The sequence below is a fragment of the Oryzihumus sp. JJN4-3R genome, assembly GCF_057747915.1.
Genome location: NZ_CM173229.1, coordinates 2,422,041 through 2,436,035 on the forward strand (window position 1 = coordinate 2,422,041; position 13,995 = coordinate 2,436,035).

The 13,995-nt window shown below is 74.1% G+C and carries 14 protein-coding genes; 8 read left to right on the top strand and 6 right to left on the bottom strand.

The annotated features are described in order from the left end of the window. Positions 1-4 precede the first annotated feature (4 nt). Positions 5-799 (top strand): HAD family hydrolase, encoded by a 795-nt coding sequence (locus tag AC3ANM_RS11375; RefSeq protein WP_488284527.1) that lies wholly within the window; start codon positions 5-7, stop codon positions 797-799. A gap of 90 nt (positions 800-889) precedes the next feature. On the opposite strand, the gene AC3ANM_RS11380 is transcribed toward AC3ANM_RS11375, so the two are convergent. Next, positions 890-1,318 carry an SRPBCC family protein gene (locus tag AC3ANM_RS11380; protein WP_488284528.1) on the bottom strand — a complete coding sequence of 143 codons (429 nt, stop codon included), beginning with the start codon at positions 1,316-1,318 and terminating at the stop codon, positions 890-892. 225 nt (positions 1,319-1,543) lie between these two features. Between AC3ANM_RS11380 and AC3ANM_RS11385 the strand changes: the two genes are divergently transcribed. Genes AC3ANM_RS11385 through AC3ANM_RS11395 form a run of 3 tightly spaced genes read left to right on the top strand, consistent with a single transcriptional unit; the run spans position 1,544 to position 4,379 of the window. Next, a complete protein-coding gene (locus AC3ANM_RS11385) occupies positions 1,544-2,266 on the top strand; it encodes a (Fe-S)-binding protein (protein ID WP_488287945.1) in 723 nt (240 codons plus the stop codon). A gap of 17 nt (positions 2,267-2,283) precedes the next feature. Beyond that, positions 2,284-3,768, top strand: a complete 1,485-nt coding sequence (locus AC3ANM_RS11390) for a lactate utilization protein B (protein WP_488287946.1) — start codon at positions 2,284-2,286, stop codon at positions 3,766-3,768. Beyond that, positions 3,765-4,379, top strand: a complete 615-nt coding sequence (locus AC3ANM_RS11395) for a LutC/YkgG family protein (RefSeq protein ID WP_488284529.1) — start codon at positions 3,765-3,767, stop codon at positions 4,377-4,379. The genes AC3ANM_RS11390 and AC3ANM_RS11395 overlap by 4 nt, the downstream gene beginning before the upstream one ends. A gap of 17 nt (positions 4,380-4,396) precedes the next feature. On the opposite strand, the gene AC3ANM_RS11400 is transcribed toward AC3ANM_RS11395, so the two are convergent. Then, positions 4,397-4,837 carry an OsmC family peroxiredoxin gene (locus tag AC3ANM_RS11400; RefSeq protein WP_488284530.1) on the bottom strand — a complete coding sequence of 147 codons (441 nt, stop codon included), beginning with the start codon at positions 4,835-4,837 and terminating at the stop codon, positions 4,397-4,399. 105 nt (positions 4,838-4,942) lie between these two features. Between AC3ANM_RS11400 and AC3ANM_RS11405 the strand changes: the two genes are divergently transcribed. Together AC3ANM_RS11405 and AC3ANM_RS11410 are read left to right on the top strand one after the other, a co-directional pair. Beyond that, positions 4,943-5,761 (top strand): TrmH family RNA methyltransferase, encoded by an 819-nt coding sequence (locus AC3ANM_RS11405; RefSeq protein WP_488284531.1) that lies wholly within the window; start codon positions 4,943-4,945, stop codon positions 5,759-5,761. A gap of 59 nt (positions 5,762-5,820) precedes the next feature. Then, positions 5,821-6,456 carry a VOC family protein gene (locus AC3ANM_RS11410; protein ID WP_488284532.1) on the top strand — a complete coding sequence of 212 codons (636 nt, stop codon included), beginning with the start codon at positions 5,821-5,823 and terminating at the stop codon, positions 6,454-6,456. A gap of 71 nt (positions 6,457-6,527) precedes the next feature. On the opposite strand, the gene AC3ANM_RS11415 is transcribed toward AC3ANM_RS11410, so the two are convergent. From AC3ANM_RS11415 to AC3ANM_RS11425, 3 genes are read right to left on the bottom strand one after another with little or no spacing between them, the layout of a single operon-like run. Further along, the gene (locus AC3ANM_RS11415; RefSeq protein WP_488284533.1) at positions 6,528-8,711 is read right to left on the bottom strand and encodes a heavy metal translocating P-type ATPase; all 2,184 of its coding nucleotides are present in this window, start codon (positions 8,709-8,711) and stop codon (positions 6,528-6,530) included. Beyond that, positions 8,708-8,926: a cation transporter gene (locus AC3ANM_RS11420; protein WP_488284534.1), complete on the bottom strand. Its 219-nt coding sequence runs from the start codon at positions 8,924-8,926 to the stop codon at positions 8,708-8,710. Before AC3ANM_RS11420 ends, AC3ANM_RS11415 begins: the two co-directional genes overlap by 4 nt. 13 nt (positions 8,927-8,939) lie before the next feature. Further along, a complete protein-coding gene (locus tag AC3ANM_RS11425; RefSeq protein WP_488287947.1) occupies positions 8,940-9,221 on the bottom strand; it encodes a metal-sensitive transcriptional regulator in 282 nt (93 codons plus the stop codon). Positions 9,222-9,469: 248 nt separating this feature from the next. On the opposite strand from AC3ANM_RS11425, the gene AC3ANM_RS11430 reads away from it, so the two are divergent. Together AC3ANM_RS11430 and AC3ANM_RS11435 are read left to right on the top strand one after the other, a co-directional pair. After that, positions 9,470-11,185 carry an NAD(P)/FAD-dependent oxidoreductase gene (locus tag AC3ANM_RS11430; RefSeq protein ID WP_488284535.1) on the top strand — a complete coding sequence of 572 codons (1,716 nt, stop codon included), beginning with the start codon at positions 9,470-9,472 and terminating at the stop codon, positions 11,183-11,185. 7 nt (positions 11,186-11,192) lie between these two features. Next, positions 11,193-12,566, top strand: a complete 1,374-nt coding sequence (locus AC3ANM_RS11435; RefSeq protein ID WP_488284536.1) for an adenylate/guanylate cyclase domain-containing protein — start codon at positions 11,193-11,195, stop codon at positions 12,564-12,566. Here AC3ANM_RS11435 and purB read toward each other — a convergent pair. Next, complete coding sequence (gene purB / locus AC3ANM_RS11440; protein ID WP_488284537.1) at positions 12,563-13,972, bottom strand: adenylosuccinate lyase; 1,410 nt, start codon at positions 13,970-13,972, stop codon at positions 12,563-12,565. The two genes, AC3ANM_RS11435 and purB, sit on opposite strands and share 4 nt — an antisense overlap. Positions 13,973-13,995 lie beyond the last annotated feature (23 nt).

Consider the following 13,995-nt stretch of genomic DNA (forward strand, 5'->3'; position numbering starts at 1 on the left):
CCTGATGGCCGAGCGCCTGGTCGCCCTCGACCTCGACGGCACCACGGTCAACCACGCCGGCGAGCTGTCCCCGGCCGTGGGTGAGGCCGTGCGTGCCGTGGCCGACGCCGGGGTGCACGTGGTCATCGCGACCGGGCGCTCGACGGTGGCGGCGCTGCCGGTGATCGAGCAGCTGGGGCTCTCGCACGGCTACGCCGTCTGCTCCAACGGGGCGGTCACGCTCGAGCTCGACCCCTCCGAGAACGGCGGCTACCGCTTCCTCGACGTGGTGACCTTCGACCCGGCGCCGGCCCTGGCCCTGCTGCGCGAGCGGATCCCGGACGCCGCCGTCGCCGTCGAGGAGCTCGGTGTGGGCTTCAAGCTCAGCAAGCCCTTCCCCGACGGCGAGCTCACCGGCACGCTGCGGGTCGTGGACTGGGAGGAGCTGGTCGCGGCGCCCGCCACCCGTGTCACGCTGCGCAGCCCGGAGGCCAGCGCCGAGGACTTCATGCGGCTGGTCGAGCACGCCGGGCTGCACGAGGTGTCGTATGCCGTGGGCTGGACGGCGTGGCTGGACATCGCCCCCGAGGGCGTGTCCAAGGGCTCGGCGCTGGAGCAGGTGCGCCGCCACCTGGGTGTCGAGCCGGACCGCACGGTGGCCGTCGGCGACCAGCGCAACGACCTGGAGATGCTTCGCTGGGCCGCCCGCGGCGTGGCGATGGGCAACGCCCCCGACGAGGTCAAGGCCATGGCCGACGAGGTGACCGGCCACGTCGACGAGGACGGCCTCGTCCCCGTGCTGCTCTCCCTGCTCGCCTGACGCCTTTGCTCACTTCAGGCCGGTTCTGCGCCCCGGAACGGGACCGAGAAGCGGCCTGGGGTGAGCAAAGCCCGCCTGGGGTGAGCACGCTCAGAGGCGGGAGAGCGCCTCGCGCAGGCCCTTCTCGGCGTCGTCGCCGAGCTTCTTCAGCGGTCCGGCGAGCAGCGGGGCGAGGTACTTCGCCACCCCGTTGAAGTCGAAGTCGGCCGTGTAGGTGACGTCGCTGCCCGAGCCGTTCGGGCTGATCTCCATCGTGTCGGTGGCCGTGACGGTCTTGTTCTGCCCGCGCAGCCGCACGCGCCGGCCCGGGTCGACCTCGAGCACCGTGTAGGTCAGCTCGGTCTCGCGGCCGAGGAACTTCGAGGTGTTGAGGTAGACGGTGCCGACCCCGCCATCGCCGCTGGTGCGCTGGCAGCGGACCGTGCCGGGGTCCCACTGCTCGGTCGTGGTGAAGTCCGACAGGAAGGCGAAGACCTTCGCCGGGGACGCGTTCACCGTCACGCTGCGCTGGAGTCTCATGGGCCCATCCTCACTCGCCGTCCGGGGGTCGGCACGTCCGGGACGACGGGCATGGCCGAGCCGTCCCGGGCGCGCACCCTGCCTTCGGTGCCGCACCCGCCGCCGGATGGGTCGGGCGGGCCCGGGAGCAAGGACCCGCGACGCGGTCCGGACCCGGGATGACGCCGTGGTGCTGGGCGCGGGCGCCGCGCGCGCGTACGGTCGTGTCCCGTGAGGGTCGCGCTGATGGTCACCTGCCTCGGTGACGCGATGTTCCCCGAGTCCGGCCGCGCGACCGTGCGGCTGCTGCGTCGCCTCGGCGTCGACGTGGAGTTCCCGGCCGGCCAGACCTGCTGCGCCCAGCCGATGGTCAACACCGGCTACCTCGACGAGGCGGTGCCGGTCGTGCGCACCTTCGTCGAGGCGTTCGCCGGGTATGACGCGGTGGTCACGCCGTCGGGGTCGTGCGCCGGGTCGGTGCGCCACCAGCACACGCTCGTGGCCCGGCGCGCCGCCGACTCGGCCCTCGCCCTGGCCGCCGCGCAGGTGGCTCCGCGGACCTACGAGCTCAGCGAGTTCCTCGTGGACGTGCTCGGGGTGGAGGACGTCGGCGCGACGTTCCCGCATCGCGTGGCCTACCACCCGACCTGCCACTCGTTGCGGCTCCTCGGGGTAGGGGACCGGCCCACCCGCCTGCTGCGGGCGGTGCGCGGCCTGGAGCTGGTCGAGCTGCCGGCGGCCGAGGAGTGCTGCGGCTTCGGCGGCACGTTCGCGGTGAAGAACGCCGAGACCTCCGTCGCGATGGGGGAGGACAAGGCCCGGCACGTCGTGGACAGCGGCGCCGAGGTGCTCGTGGCGGGCGACAGCTCCTGCCTGATGCACATCGGCGGGGTGCTCTCGCGGCAGCGTTCGGGGGTCCGGGTCCGGCACCTGGCCGAGGTGCTCGCCTCGACGGGGGACGGGTCGTGAGCGCGACCTTCGTGGGGATGCCGGCCTTCCCGCAGGCGGCGCGCAAGGCCCTGGCCGACTCGCAGCTGCGCGCCAACCTGGCCCACGCCACCGGCACGATCCGCGCGAAGCGGGCGGCCGTCGTCGGGGAGGTCGACGACTGGGAGGCGCTGCGGGCGGCCGGCGCGGCGATCAAGGACGAGACGCTGCGCCACCTCGACGAACACCTCCTGACCCTCGAGGCGGCGCTGCAGTCCCGGGGCGTGCACGTCCACTGGGCCCGTGACGCCGCGGAGGCGTGTGAGGTCGTGGCCGGGGTGGCCACGGCGCACGGCGTCGACGAGGTGGTCAAGGTCAAGTCCATGGCCACCCAGGAGATCGGCCTCAACGAGGCCCTGGCCAAGCACGGCATCGCCGCCTGGGAGACCGACCTCGCCGAGCTCATCGTGCAGCTCGGCGATGACCTGCCCAGCCACATCCTCGTGCCCGCGATCCACCGCAACCGCACCGAGATCCGTGACATCTTCCGGCGCGAGATGGCCGCGGCGGGGCGTCCCGCGCCGGAGGACCTCACCGACGACCCGGCCCGGCTGGCCGAGGCCGCCCGGCTGCACCTGCGGGAGAAGTTCCTGCGCGCCCGGGTTGCCGTCTCGGGTGCCAACTTCGCGGTCGCGGACACGGGGACGCTCGTGGTCGTGGAGTCCGAAGGCAACGGCCGGATGTGCCTGACCCTGCCCGAGGTGCTCGTCAGCGTCGTCGGCATCGAGAAGGTCGTGCCCACCTGGGCCGATCTGGAGGTGTTCCTCCAGCTTCTGCCCCGCTCCAGTACCGGCGAGCGGATGAACCCCTACACCTCGACCTGGTCGGGTGTGACCCCCGGCGACGGGCCGCAGGAGGTGCACGTCGTCCTGCTCGACAACGGCCGCACCGACGTCCTGGCCGACGAGGTGGGACGGCAGGCGCTGCGCTGCATCCGCTGCTCGGCCTGCCTCAACGTCTGCCCGGTCTACGAGCGCACCGGCGGCCACGCCTACGGCTCGGTCTACCCCGGTCCCATCGGGGCGATCCTCACCCCGCTGCTGCGCGGGGTCGGGCACGACGCGCAGACCGACTCCCTGCCCTACGCCTCGACGCTGTGCGGCGCGTGCTTCGAGGTGTGCCCGGTGCTCATCGACATCCCCGAGGTGCTGGTCCACCTGCGCTCGCAGGTGGTGGACGCCCACCGCGGCGGGGTGCCGTCGCCGGAGGCCGTCGCGATGCGCGCGGCCGCCTGGACCTTCGGCCGGCCCCGGCGGCTCGCCGCCCTCGAGCGCGTGGCCGGGGTGCTCGGGCGACTCACCCGCCTGCCGGGCCTGCGCCGCCTGCCCGACGGCCGTATCGCGCTGCGTCACCTGCCGTGGCCGGCCTCGCGGTGGACCCGTGGCCGGGACCTGCCGGCCCCGCCGACGCGGTCGTTCCGGGCGTGGTGGGCCGGCACGGTCCGCGGTCAGGGCGACGGCCGGAGCCGGGGCAGCGCGGCATGAGCGCCGTGGGCGCCCGGCAGGAGGTGCTGGGACGGGTGCGGGCCGCGCTCGGTGAGGCACGGCACACGGCCTCCGCCCCCGTGGCCCGCGACTATGTCCGCGACCGGGGGGTCGCGGACCCGGTCGGGCTGTTCTGCGAGCGGGTGGCGGACTACCGGGCGCGGGTCACCCGGTGCGCGCCGGAGCAGGCCGCGGCGGCCGTGGAGGCGGCGCTGCGCGGGACCGAGCGGGTCGTCGTGCCGCGCGGCTTCCCCGACGACGTGGCCCGGCGGGTGTGGCAGCGGGTCCAGGACCCGGGGTCACCGGTGGGGCTGGACCGGCTGGACGCGGTGCTGACCACGGCCACCGTCGGCATCGCGGTGACCGGGACCCTCGTGCTGGACCACGGCCCCGGCCAGGGGCGGCGCGCCCTCACGCTCGTGCCGGACCGGCACGTCTGCGTCGTGCGGGCCGACCAGGTGGTGGCCGACGTGCCCACGGCCCTGGCGCTGCTGGACCCGCTGCGCCCGCAGACGTGGGTGAGCGGGCCCAGCGCCACCAGCGACATCGAGCTCACCCGGGTCGAGGGCGTGCACGGCCCGCGCACCCTGCACGTCGTCGTCCTCGGCTGAGCGCCGCCGCGGGCCGGTCAGCTCGCGAGGGCGGCGTCCAGGGTGATCTCGGTGCCGGTCAGCGCCTTGCTCACCGGGCAGATCTGCTTGGCCGTGGCCGCCGCCTCGGCGAAGCCGTCGGCGTCCAGGCCGTCGACCGTGCCCCGGACGGTGAGGTGGACGCCGGTGATCCGCAGGCCACCGGCGGGGTCGGGCGCGAGGGAGACGTCGGCGTTGACGTCCAGGTGCCGCACGGTGCCCCCGGCCTTGCCGACGACCCCGGAGAGCTGCATCGCGAAGCAGGAGGAGTGGGCCGCCGCGATGAGCTCCTCGGGGCTGGTCACCCCGTCGGCGGTGTCGGCGGTCCGGCGGGGGAAGGAGACGTCGAACCGGCCGACGCCGGAGCTGAGCAGCTCGACCGTGCCCGTGCCGTCCTGGAGGCCGCCGTCCCAGGCGGTGCGTGCGCTGCGCGTGGCCATCTGTTGCTCCCGTGGTCGGAGGGGGCGGCCGCCGGCGACAGCCGCTTCGACACTTCGCAGGATAGGTGCAGCGGGGCCGACCGGCCTGACATGCTGTGCACCGTCATGACGGACCTGATCATCACCTCGGCAGCGAACGCACGCCTGAAGTCGCTGACCGCCCTGCGCCGCCGGCGCACCCGCGAGGAGACCGGCACCACCCTGATCGAGGGCTACGAGGAGCTCAACCTCGCCCTGGAGGCGGGCGTCCTGCCCCGCACGATCTACTACTGCCCCGAGCTGATGCTCGACCCCGGCGTGCAGCTGGACGTGGTGCGCCGCGTCGCCGCGCAGGGCGTCGAGACGGTCCAGCTCGGCCGGGTGGCCTTCGAGAAGGTGGCCTACCGCGAGGGTCCCGACGGCTTCCTCGCCGTGGTCGACTCGGTCGTGCGCTCCTGCGCCGACCTGCGGGTCGGGGACGCCCCGCTGGCGCTGCTGTGCCAGGGCGTGGAGAAGCCGGGCAACCTCGGCGCCATGCTGCGCACCGCCGACGCCGCCGGGGTGGGCGCGGTCATCGCCGCCGACCCGGTCACCGACTGGGGCAACCCCAACCTCGTGCGCGCCAGCAAGGGCACCGTCTTCTCCGTCCCCGTCGCCTCCGACTCCACCGAGTCGACGCTGACGTGGTTGCAGGACAACGGGATCGCCCTCGTCGCGACGACGCCGGACACCGACCTGGACTACACCGACGTGGACTACACCGGGGCGGTCGCCGTCGCGGTGGGCGCGGAGAAGTACGGCCTGACCGACGAGATCCTGGCGGCCGCCGCGTACAAGGTCCGGATCCCGATGGTGGGCCGGGCCAACTCCCTCAACGTCGCCACCTCGGCGGCCATCGTCCTCTACGAGGCGGTGCGCCAGCGGCGGGCGCTCGCGCGGGACTGAGGTCCCCGGTTTGTGACCCCGGTCATGAGCACCCCTCGGGCTGTGTCACGATGATCGGCATGCGAGTTGACCACGTCTCCTATGCCGCCGAGCACGACGGCCTGAAGGCGACCGCTCAGCGCCTGTCGGAGCAGATCGGTGTCGAGCCGGTCGATGGTGGGGTCCATCCGAGGTTCGGCACCCGCAACATCATCTTCCCGCTCGCTCACGACCGTTATGTCGAGGTCGTCGAGGTGCTCGACCACCCGGCCTCCGACAAGGCGCCGTTCGGCCAGGCCGTCCGCGCCCGCTCCGAGGCCGGCGGTGGCTGGCTCGGCTGGGTCGTCAACGTCGATGACCTCACCGAGGCCGAGCAGCGCCTCGGCCGCGAGGCGGTCGACGGCTACCGCCACCGCCCCGACGGGATCGAGCTCAAGTGGCGCCAGCTGGGCATCAAGGGGCTGATGTCCGACCCGCAGCTGCCCTACTACATCCACTGGGACGACCCGGCGGTGCACCCGTCCGTGGGCGCCTCGACCGACGTGACGATCAGCCGGCTGCAGATCGCCGGCGACCCCGACCGGCTGCGCGACTGGCTCGGCCTGCCGCCGGAGTACACCTCCTCGGTGATCGACTTCGACTTCGTCGCCCCGCACGGCACGCCCGGCCTGCTCTCGGTCACCTTCGACACCCCCAGCGGTCCCGTGACGGTCTGACCCGCATGGCATGAGGAGGCCGTGACCAGCACTGCTGGTCACGGCCTCCAGTCATGTCCGGTCGCGCCGGCTCAGTGCCGGCGGAACGTCTTCAGCCGCAGGCTGTTGGTCACCACGAGGACGCTCGACAGGGCCATCGCGCCGCCGGCGATCATCGGGTTGAGCAGACCGAGGGCGGCCAGGGGGATCGCGGCGACGTTGTAGCCGAACGCCCACGCGAGGTTCTGCTTGATGATCCGCAGGGTGCGCCGCGACAGGGCCACGGCGTCGGCCACGGCGGCCACGTCCGGGCGCACGAGCACGATGTCGGCGGACTCGATCGCCACATCGGTGCCGGTGCCCATCGCCATCCCGAGGTCGGCCACGGCCAGGGCCGCCGCGTCGTTGACCCCGTCGCCGACCATGGCCACGACGCGGCCCTGCTGCTGCAGCCGCCGCACCGCCGCGTGCTTGTCCTCCGGCAGCACGTCGCTGACCACGTGCTCGGGGGCGATCCCCACCTGCTCGGCGACGACGCGCGCGGTCTGCGCGTTGTCCCCGGTCAGCAGGTATGCCGTGAGCCCCAGCTCCCCGAGGTCGCGCACCGCCTCGTGGGAGGACTCGCGGACCTCGTCGGCGACGGTCAGCGCGGCCCGCGCCGCGCCGTCCCAGCCGACGTAGGTCGTCGTGCCGGGGGTGCTGATCCGGGTGATGTCCTCCGGGACGGTGTCGAACAGCTCGGCCTTGCCGACCGTGACCAGGGTGTCCTTGATGAAGGCGCGGGCGCCGGACCCGGCCAGGGCCTCGAAGCCGGTCACGCGGGGCACGACCAGGCCGCGGTCGCGGGCGGCGGTGACGATGGCGTGGGCCACCGGGTGCTCGCTGCCGGCCTCGACCGCCGCGGCGGCTCGCAGGGCGGCCGTCACCGACAGCCGGCCGGAGGCCCGCACATGGGTCAGCCGCGGGGCGCCGACGGTGAGGGTGCCGGTCTTGTCCAGCAGGACGGTGTCGATCCGGCGGGTGCTCTCCAGCACCTCCAGGCCCTTGATGAGCACGCCGAGCTGGGCCCCCCGGCCCGTGCCGGCCAGCAGCGCGGTCGGCGTGGCCAGGCCCAGGGCGCACGGGCAGGCGATGATCAGCACGGCGACGGCGGCGCTGAGCGCGTCGGTCACGGCGTGGCCGGTCAGCATCCAGCCGGCGAAGGTCAGCGCGGACACGGCGAGGACGGTGGGCACGAAGACCGCCGAGACCCGGTCGGCGAGCCGCTGCACGGGCGCCTTGCCCTGCTGGGCGCGCTCGACCAGGCGGGTGATGCCGGCCAGGGTCGTCTCGGCGCCGACCCGCTGGGCCTGCACCACCAGGCGGCCGCTGGTGTTGATGGTGCCGCCGGTGACCTCGTCGCCGGGGCCGGTGTCCACCGGCATCGACTCGCCGGTGACCAGGCTGCGGTCGACTGCGCTCGTGCCGTCCACGACGACGCCGTCGGTGGCGATCTTCTCGCCGGGACGCACGATGAAGTGGTCGCCGACGGCGAGCTCGCCGATCGGGATGCGCACCTCGGTGGTCACCCGCGAGCCGGGGTCGATCCGCTGCACGGCGACGTCCTTGGCGCCGAGGTGCAGCAGCGCCTGGAGCGCCGACCGGCCCGAGGCCCGGGCCCGCGACTCCGCCCAGCGGCCGCCGAGCAGGAACGTCGTCACGACGGCGGCCACCTCGTAGTAGAGGTGCATCGTGTTGCCGGTGACCGTGGCGACCACGGACCAGCCGTAGGCCGCGAGGACGCCGAGGGAGACCAGGGTGTCCATCGTGGAGGCGCCGTGCCGGGCGTTGACGGCGGCGGCGCGGTGGAACGGCCACGCGGCCCACGCCACCACCGGGGTGGCCAGGACCAGCTCCAGCCAGGGCCACAGCGCCGACTCCGGCAGCGGCGCCATCGCCAGCACGACGATCGGCACGGTCAGCGCCAGGGACACCAGCGCGCGCGTCCGCAGCTGGCTGGTGCGCAGCAGGTCGTGGCCGGCGTGGTCGTGGCCGCCGGGCCGCTCGGGCTCGAGGACCGTGGCCGTGTAGCCGGTCTGCTCGACCGTCGCGACGAGGTCCGCGGGGGTGAGGGGCACGGCATACCGCACGTGGGCCCGCTCGGTGGCGAGGTTGACGCTGGCCTCGACGCCCTCGAGCCGGTTGAGCTTGCGCTCGATCCGGGCCGAGCAGGAGGCGCAGGTCATCCCGCCGATGGCGAGCTCGACCTCGTGCGCGTGGTCCGGGGCGGTGGTCATGTCCGGACCGCGTAACCCGCCTCCTCGACGGCGGCCTGGACGGCAGCGGGGTCGAGGGAGGTGGCGCTGGTGATGGTGACCGGCGAGTCGGCGCCGGCGTGGAGGTCGACCGCGACGTCGGTGACGCCGGTGAGGGCGCTGAGCTCCTCGGTCACGGCGTGCACGCAGTGGCCGCAGGTCATCCCGGTCACGGTGATCGTGGTGGTCTGGGTCATCTCGTGTCGCTCCTCAGCTGCGGACGAGTCGGGCGATGGCGGCGGAGGCCTCGGCGACCTTGGCTGCGGCGGCCTCGTCGGACTCCCGGGCCGCGTCGACGACGCAGTGGCCGACGTGGTCCTCGAGCAGGCCCAGGCTGACCGCGTGCAGGGCCTTGGTGATCGCGCTGACCTGGGTCAGGACGTCGATGCAGTAGGTGTCGTTCTCCACCATCTTGTGGACCCCGCGGACCTGGCCCTCGATCCGGCGCAGCCGCTTGAGGTAGTCGTCCTTGCTGCCGGTGTAGCCGGCCATGGCGCCTCCCGTGCCCGTGTGGTTCGTGTCCACGAGAACGCTATACCCCTATGGGGTATTTCCCCGAGGCCAAGGTCCCGACGTCGGCGGGCGTGTCGCGGCGGCCGCCGGTGCGACAAACGGCCGAGGCCCGGCAGGGGGCGGCGAACCTATCCTGACCGCGCCCCGGCGACCACGACCCCGCCCCACCCCCGACCCCGCCCCACCTCCGACCCCGCCCCCGTCCCGTCGCCGGTCCGGGAGGACGCATGACCCGACCCCTGCTGCTGGCCGTGGACCCGGACCCGGGCTCGCTCGACCGGATCGAGACCGCCCTGCAGCGCCGGTTCGGGGCGGACTTCCGGGTGCGGGGGGAGCTGACCTCGGCCGACGCCCTGCGCCAGCTCGAGGGGGCGCTCGAGCGGGGGGACCCGGTCGCCGTGGTGCTCGCCGACCAGTGGCTGCCGGGGCTGTCCGGCACCGAGCTGCTGGCCCGGGCCCGGGTGCTGCACCCCGACGCCCGGCGGGCGCTGCTGGTGGAGTGGGGCGCGTGGGCGCACCGGCCCACCGCGGAGGCGATCCTGCGGGCGATGGCCCTGGGGGACATCAACTACTACGTGCTCAAGCCGTGGACCAGCCCCGACGAGCTGTTCCACCGCGCCGTGGCCGAGTTCGTCCAGGAGTGGTCCCGCTCGGCGGTGACGGCCGAGCGGGAGGTGGTCGTCGTCGCCGGGCGGCACGACCCCCGGGCGCACGGCGTGCGCAGCCTGCTCACCCGCAACGGCATCCCGCACGCCTTCCTGGAGCGGGGCTCGGCCGAGGGCACCGCCACGCTGCGCCGGCTGGAGGTGGAGTCCGCCGGGGACCCCGACGGGCCCACCGTGGTGTGGATGGCCGCGCTCGGCGGGAGCGTGCTGGAGGACCCCACCGACGCCGAGATCTGCGAGGCGTGGGGCATCCGCACGACCCTGCCCGAGGACGAGCCGCGGTATGACGCGCTCATCGTCGGCGCGGGGCCAGCGGGTCTGGCGGCCTCGGTCTACGGGGCGTCGGAAGGGCTGCGGGCGCTGACCGTCGAGCGGGAGTCCCTGGGCGGGCAGGCCGGGTCGAGCTCGCTGATCCGCAACTACCTCGGCTTCTCCCGCGGCCTCAGCGGCGCCGAGCTCGCCCAGCGCGGCTACCAGCAGGCGTGGGTCTTCGGGGCGCGGTTCGTCCTCACCCGCGAGGTGCGGTCGGTGCGCCCGGCGCCGGACGGCGGCTTCGTCGCGACCCTCGCCGACGTCGGGGAGGTGGCCGCGACGTCGGTCGTGCTCGCCACCGGTGTCTCCTACCGTCGCCTCGGCATCCCCGACCTCGAGGCCCTGGCCGGCGCCGGGGTCTACTACGGCGCCAGCGTCTCCGAGGCGCACGGCCTGACCGGCCTGCACGCCGTCGTCGTCGGGGGTGGCAACTCCGCCGGCCAGGCCGCCCTGCACCTGCAGCGGTATGCCGCGCACGTCACCCTCGTGGTGCGCTCCGCGGCCCTGTCGGACGGGATGTCGGCCTACCTCGCCGACGAGATCGGCGCCAGTGCCCGGATCACCGTGCGCACCGACGCCGAGGTCGTCGGGGGCGGCGGGGCCGGCTGGCTCCAGGAGGTGCGGGTGGCCGACCGGTCGAGCGGGGAGGCCGAGACGGTGCGGGCCGACGGCCTGTTCGTCATGATCGGCGCCGAGCCGCACACCGACTGGCTGCCGCCGCAGGTGGTGCGGGACCGGCGCGGCTTCGTGCTCTGCGGGGCGGACGCCCTCGGCGCGGGGGCATGGCCGCTGGAGCGCCCGCCCCTGCCCTACGAGACCGGCCTGCCGGGCTTCTTCGCCGTCGGCGACGTCCGGGCCGGGTCGGTCAAGCGGGTCGCCAACGCCGTCGGCGAGGGGTCGGTCGTGGTGTCCCAGCTGCACGAGTACCTCGCCGGGCTGCGGGCGGCCGCAGCGACCCCACAATGAGCCCGCGGTGAGCACGGTCCTGCGCGGGGCCGCCACCCGGCGGGTCGCGGTGGCGGTAGCGCTGGTGCTGCCCCTGGCCGGGCTGCTCCTGCTGCTGCGCCGCCCGAGCCTGGACCTGGTGTGGGAGCACCACCCGTCGCACTTCTGGCTCGTGCTGGGCGCGGCGGCGGTCAGCGCGGTGATCGCCTACGGCACCGGGGCGGCGGCGCTCAACCGCGGCGACGCCCGGGTGATGCTCGTGTCGCTGGCGTTCCTGTCCGCGGCCGGCTTCCTGGGACTGCACGCGCTCGCCACCCCGGGGGCGGTGCTGGACCACCCCAACGCGGGGTTCGTCCTCGCCACCCCGGTCGGCCTCGCGATCGGCTCGGGCTTCGCCGCCTGGTCCAGCGCCGACCTGGAGGGCGAGCGTGGCGTCCGGGTCATGGCCCGCGCGCGGGTCCTGCGCCTGGTCCTGCTGGCCGTGATGCTGCTCTGGGCGGTGGCCTCCCTCGCCCAGCTGCCCCCGCTGAGCGCCCACTCGGCCCCGGAGCGGGCCTCCGGCCCGCTGGTGGTCACCGCAGTGCTGGCGATCGCCCTGTATGCCGCGGCGGCCGCGCGATACCTGTCGTTGTGGCGCCACCGGCGCGTGGTGATGCTGCTGGCGATGTCGGCCGCGTTCGTGCTGCTGGCCGAGGCGATGATCGCCGTGGTGTTCGCGCCCAGCTGGCACCTGAGCTGGTGGGAGTGGCACGTGCTGATGCTGCTGGCGTTCGCGCTGGTGGCGTGGGGCGCGCAGCTGCAGTGGCACGAGGAGCGCTTCGCCGACCTCTACCTGGACCAGACGCGGTCGGGGGCGCGGCAGATGAGCATCCTGTTCGCCGACCTGCAGGGCTTCACGACGTTCTCCGAGAAGCACGAGCCGCAGGACATCACCGCCATGCTCAACGCCTACTTCGAGGTGGCGATCCCGCCGGTGGTGCGCCAGCACGGCGGGGAGATCGACCGGATCATCGGCGACGCGCTCATGGTCACGTTCAACAAGCGCGGCGACCAGCCCGACCACGCCCGGCGGGCGGCGCAGGCGGCGCTGGCCCTGCAGGAGGCCACCGGCCGGGTCGCCGACGCGCACGGGGACTGGCCCCGATTCCGGGTCGGGGTCAACAGCGGCGAGGTCTCGGTCAGCCTGCTCGGGGCCTCCGGCGGGCGCACCCACACCGTCATCGGCGACACCGTCAACGTCGCCTCCCGGCTGGAGGGCAAGGCCCCGGTCGGCCGCGTGGCGATCGGGTCGGCGACCCGGGACCTGCTGCCCGGGGCGGTGACCGAGCGACTGGGGTCCCTGGAGCTCAAGGGCAAGAGCGCGCCGGTCGAGGCGTGGGTGCTGGTGTCCCTGGAGGACTAGCCGTCCAGGTAGTCGACCAGCTGCGGGGCCAGCCCGACGTAGGTGGCCGGGGTCAGGTCGAGGAAGCGCTTCTCCACCTCGGCCGGCAGGCCCAGGCCGCGGACGAACTCGCGCAGGTCCTCGCCGGTGATCCGGCGGCCGCGGGTGAGCTCCTTCAGGCGCTCGTAGGGGTTCTCCATGCCGGCGACACCCTGCGCGGCGAGGGCGCGCATCGCCGACTGCACCGGCTCGCCGAGCACCTCCCAGTTGGCGTCGAGGTCGGCGGCCATGGCCTCCGGCACGGCGTCGAGACCGGCCAGGCCGCGGGCGACGTTGTCGATCGCGAGCAGGCTGTGCCCGAGGGCCGTGCCGATGTTGCGCTGCATGCTGGAGTCGGTCAGGTCCCGCTGGAGGCGCGACTGCACCAGGGTCGAGCCGAGCACGTCGAGCAGGGCGTTGGAGACCTCGAGGTTGGCCTCGGCGTTCTCGAAGCGGATCGGGTTGACCTTGTGCGGCATCGTGCTCGAGCCGACGGTGCCCTGGCCGCGCACCTGGGCGAAGTAGCCCATCGAGATGTAGGTCCAGACGTCGGTGCACAGGTTGTGCAGCACCCGGTTGAAGCGGGCGACGTCGGCGTAGAGCTCGGCCTGCCAGTCGTGGCTCTCGATCTGGGTGGTGAGCGGGTTCCAGGTCAGCCCCAGGCCCTCGACGAACGCCTTGCTGACGGCCGGCCAGTCGGCCTCGGGCACGGCGGCGAGGTGCGCGCCATACGTGCCGGTCGCGCCGTTGAGCTTGCCGAGGAACTCGGCCCGGCCGATGCGGGCGAGCTGGCGGCGCAGGCGGTGCGCGAGCACTGCCAGCTCCTTGCCCATGGTCGTCGGCGTGGCCGGCTGGCCGTGCGTGTGGGCCAGCAGCGGCACGTCGCGCAGGTCGTGGGCCATCGCGGCGATCGCGTCGACCAGGGCCGTGGCGCGGGGCAGCCACACGTCGGTGATCGCGCCCTTGACCATCAGCGCGTAGGAGAGGTTGTTGATGTCCTCGCTGGTGCACGCGAAGTGGACCAGCTCCGAGAGCTGCGCGACGTCGGACTCGGCAGCCTCGGTCAGCCGGCGCTTGAGGTAGTACTCGACCGACTTGACGTCATGGACGGTCTCCCGCTCGATCGCGGCGAGCTCGGCCACGTCGTCCGGGCCGAACTGCTCGACGACAGCCCGCAGCCGGGCCTGCTCGCCCTCGCTGAGGGCGCGCACGCCCGGGATCACGCCGTGGGTGGTCAGGTGGATCAGCCACTCGACCTCGACGCGCACGCGCTCGCGGTTGAGCGCCGCCTCCGAGAGGTGGTCGACGAGGGGGGCGACGGCTCCGCGGTAGCGGCCGTCGAGGGAGCCGAGGGCGATGGGCGGGGTCGCGTCAGCAAGCGAGGCCATGGTGGCCATCCTCCCAGACGCCT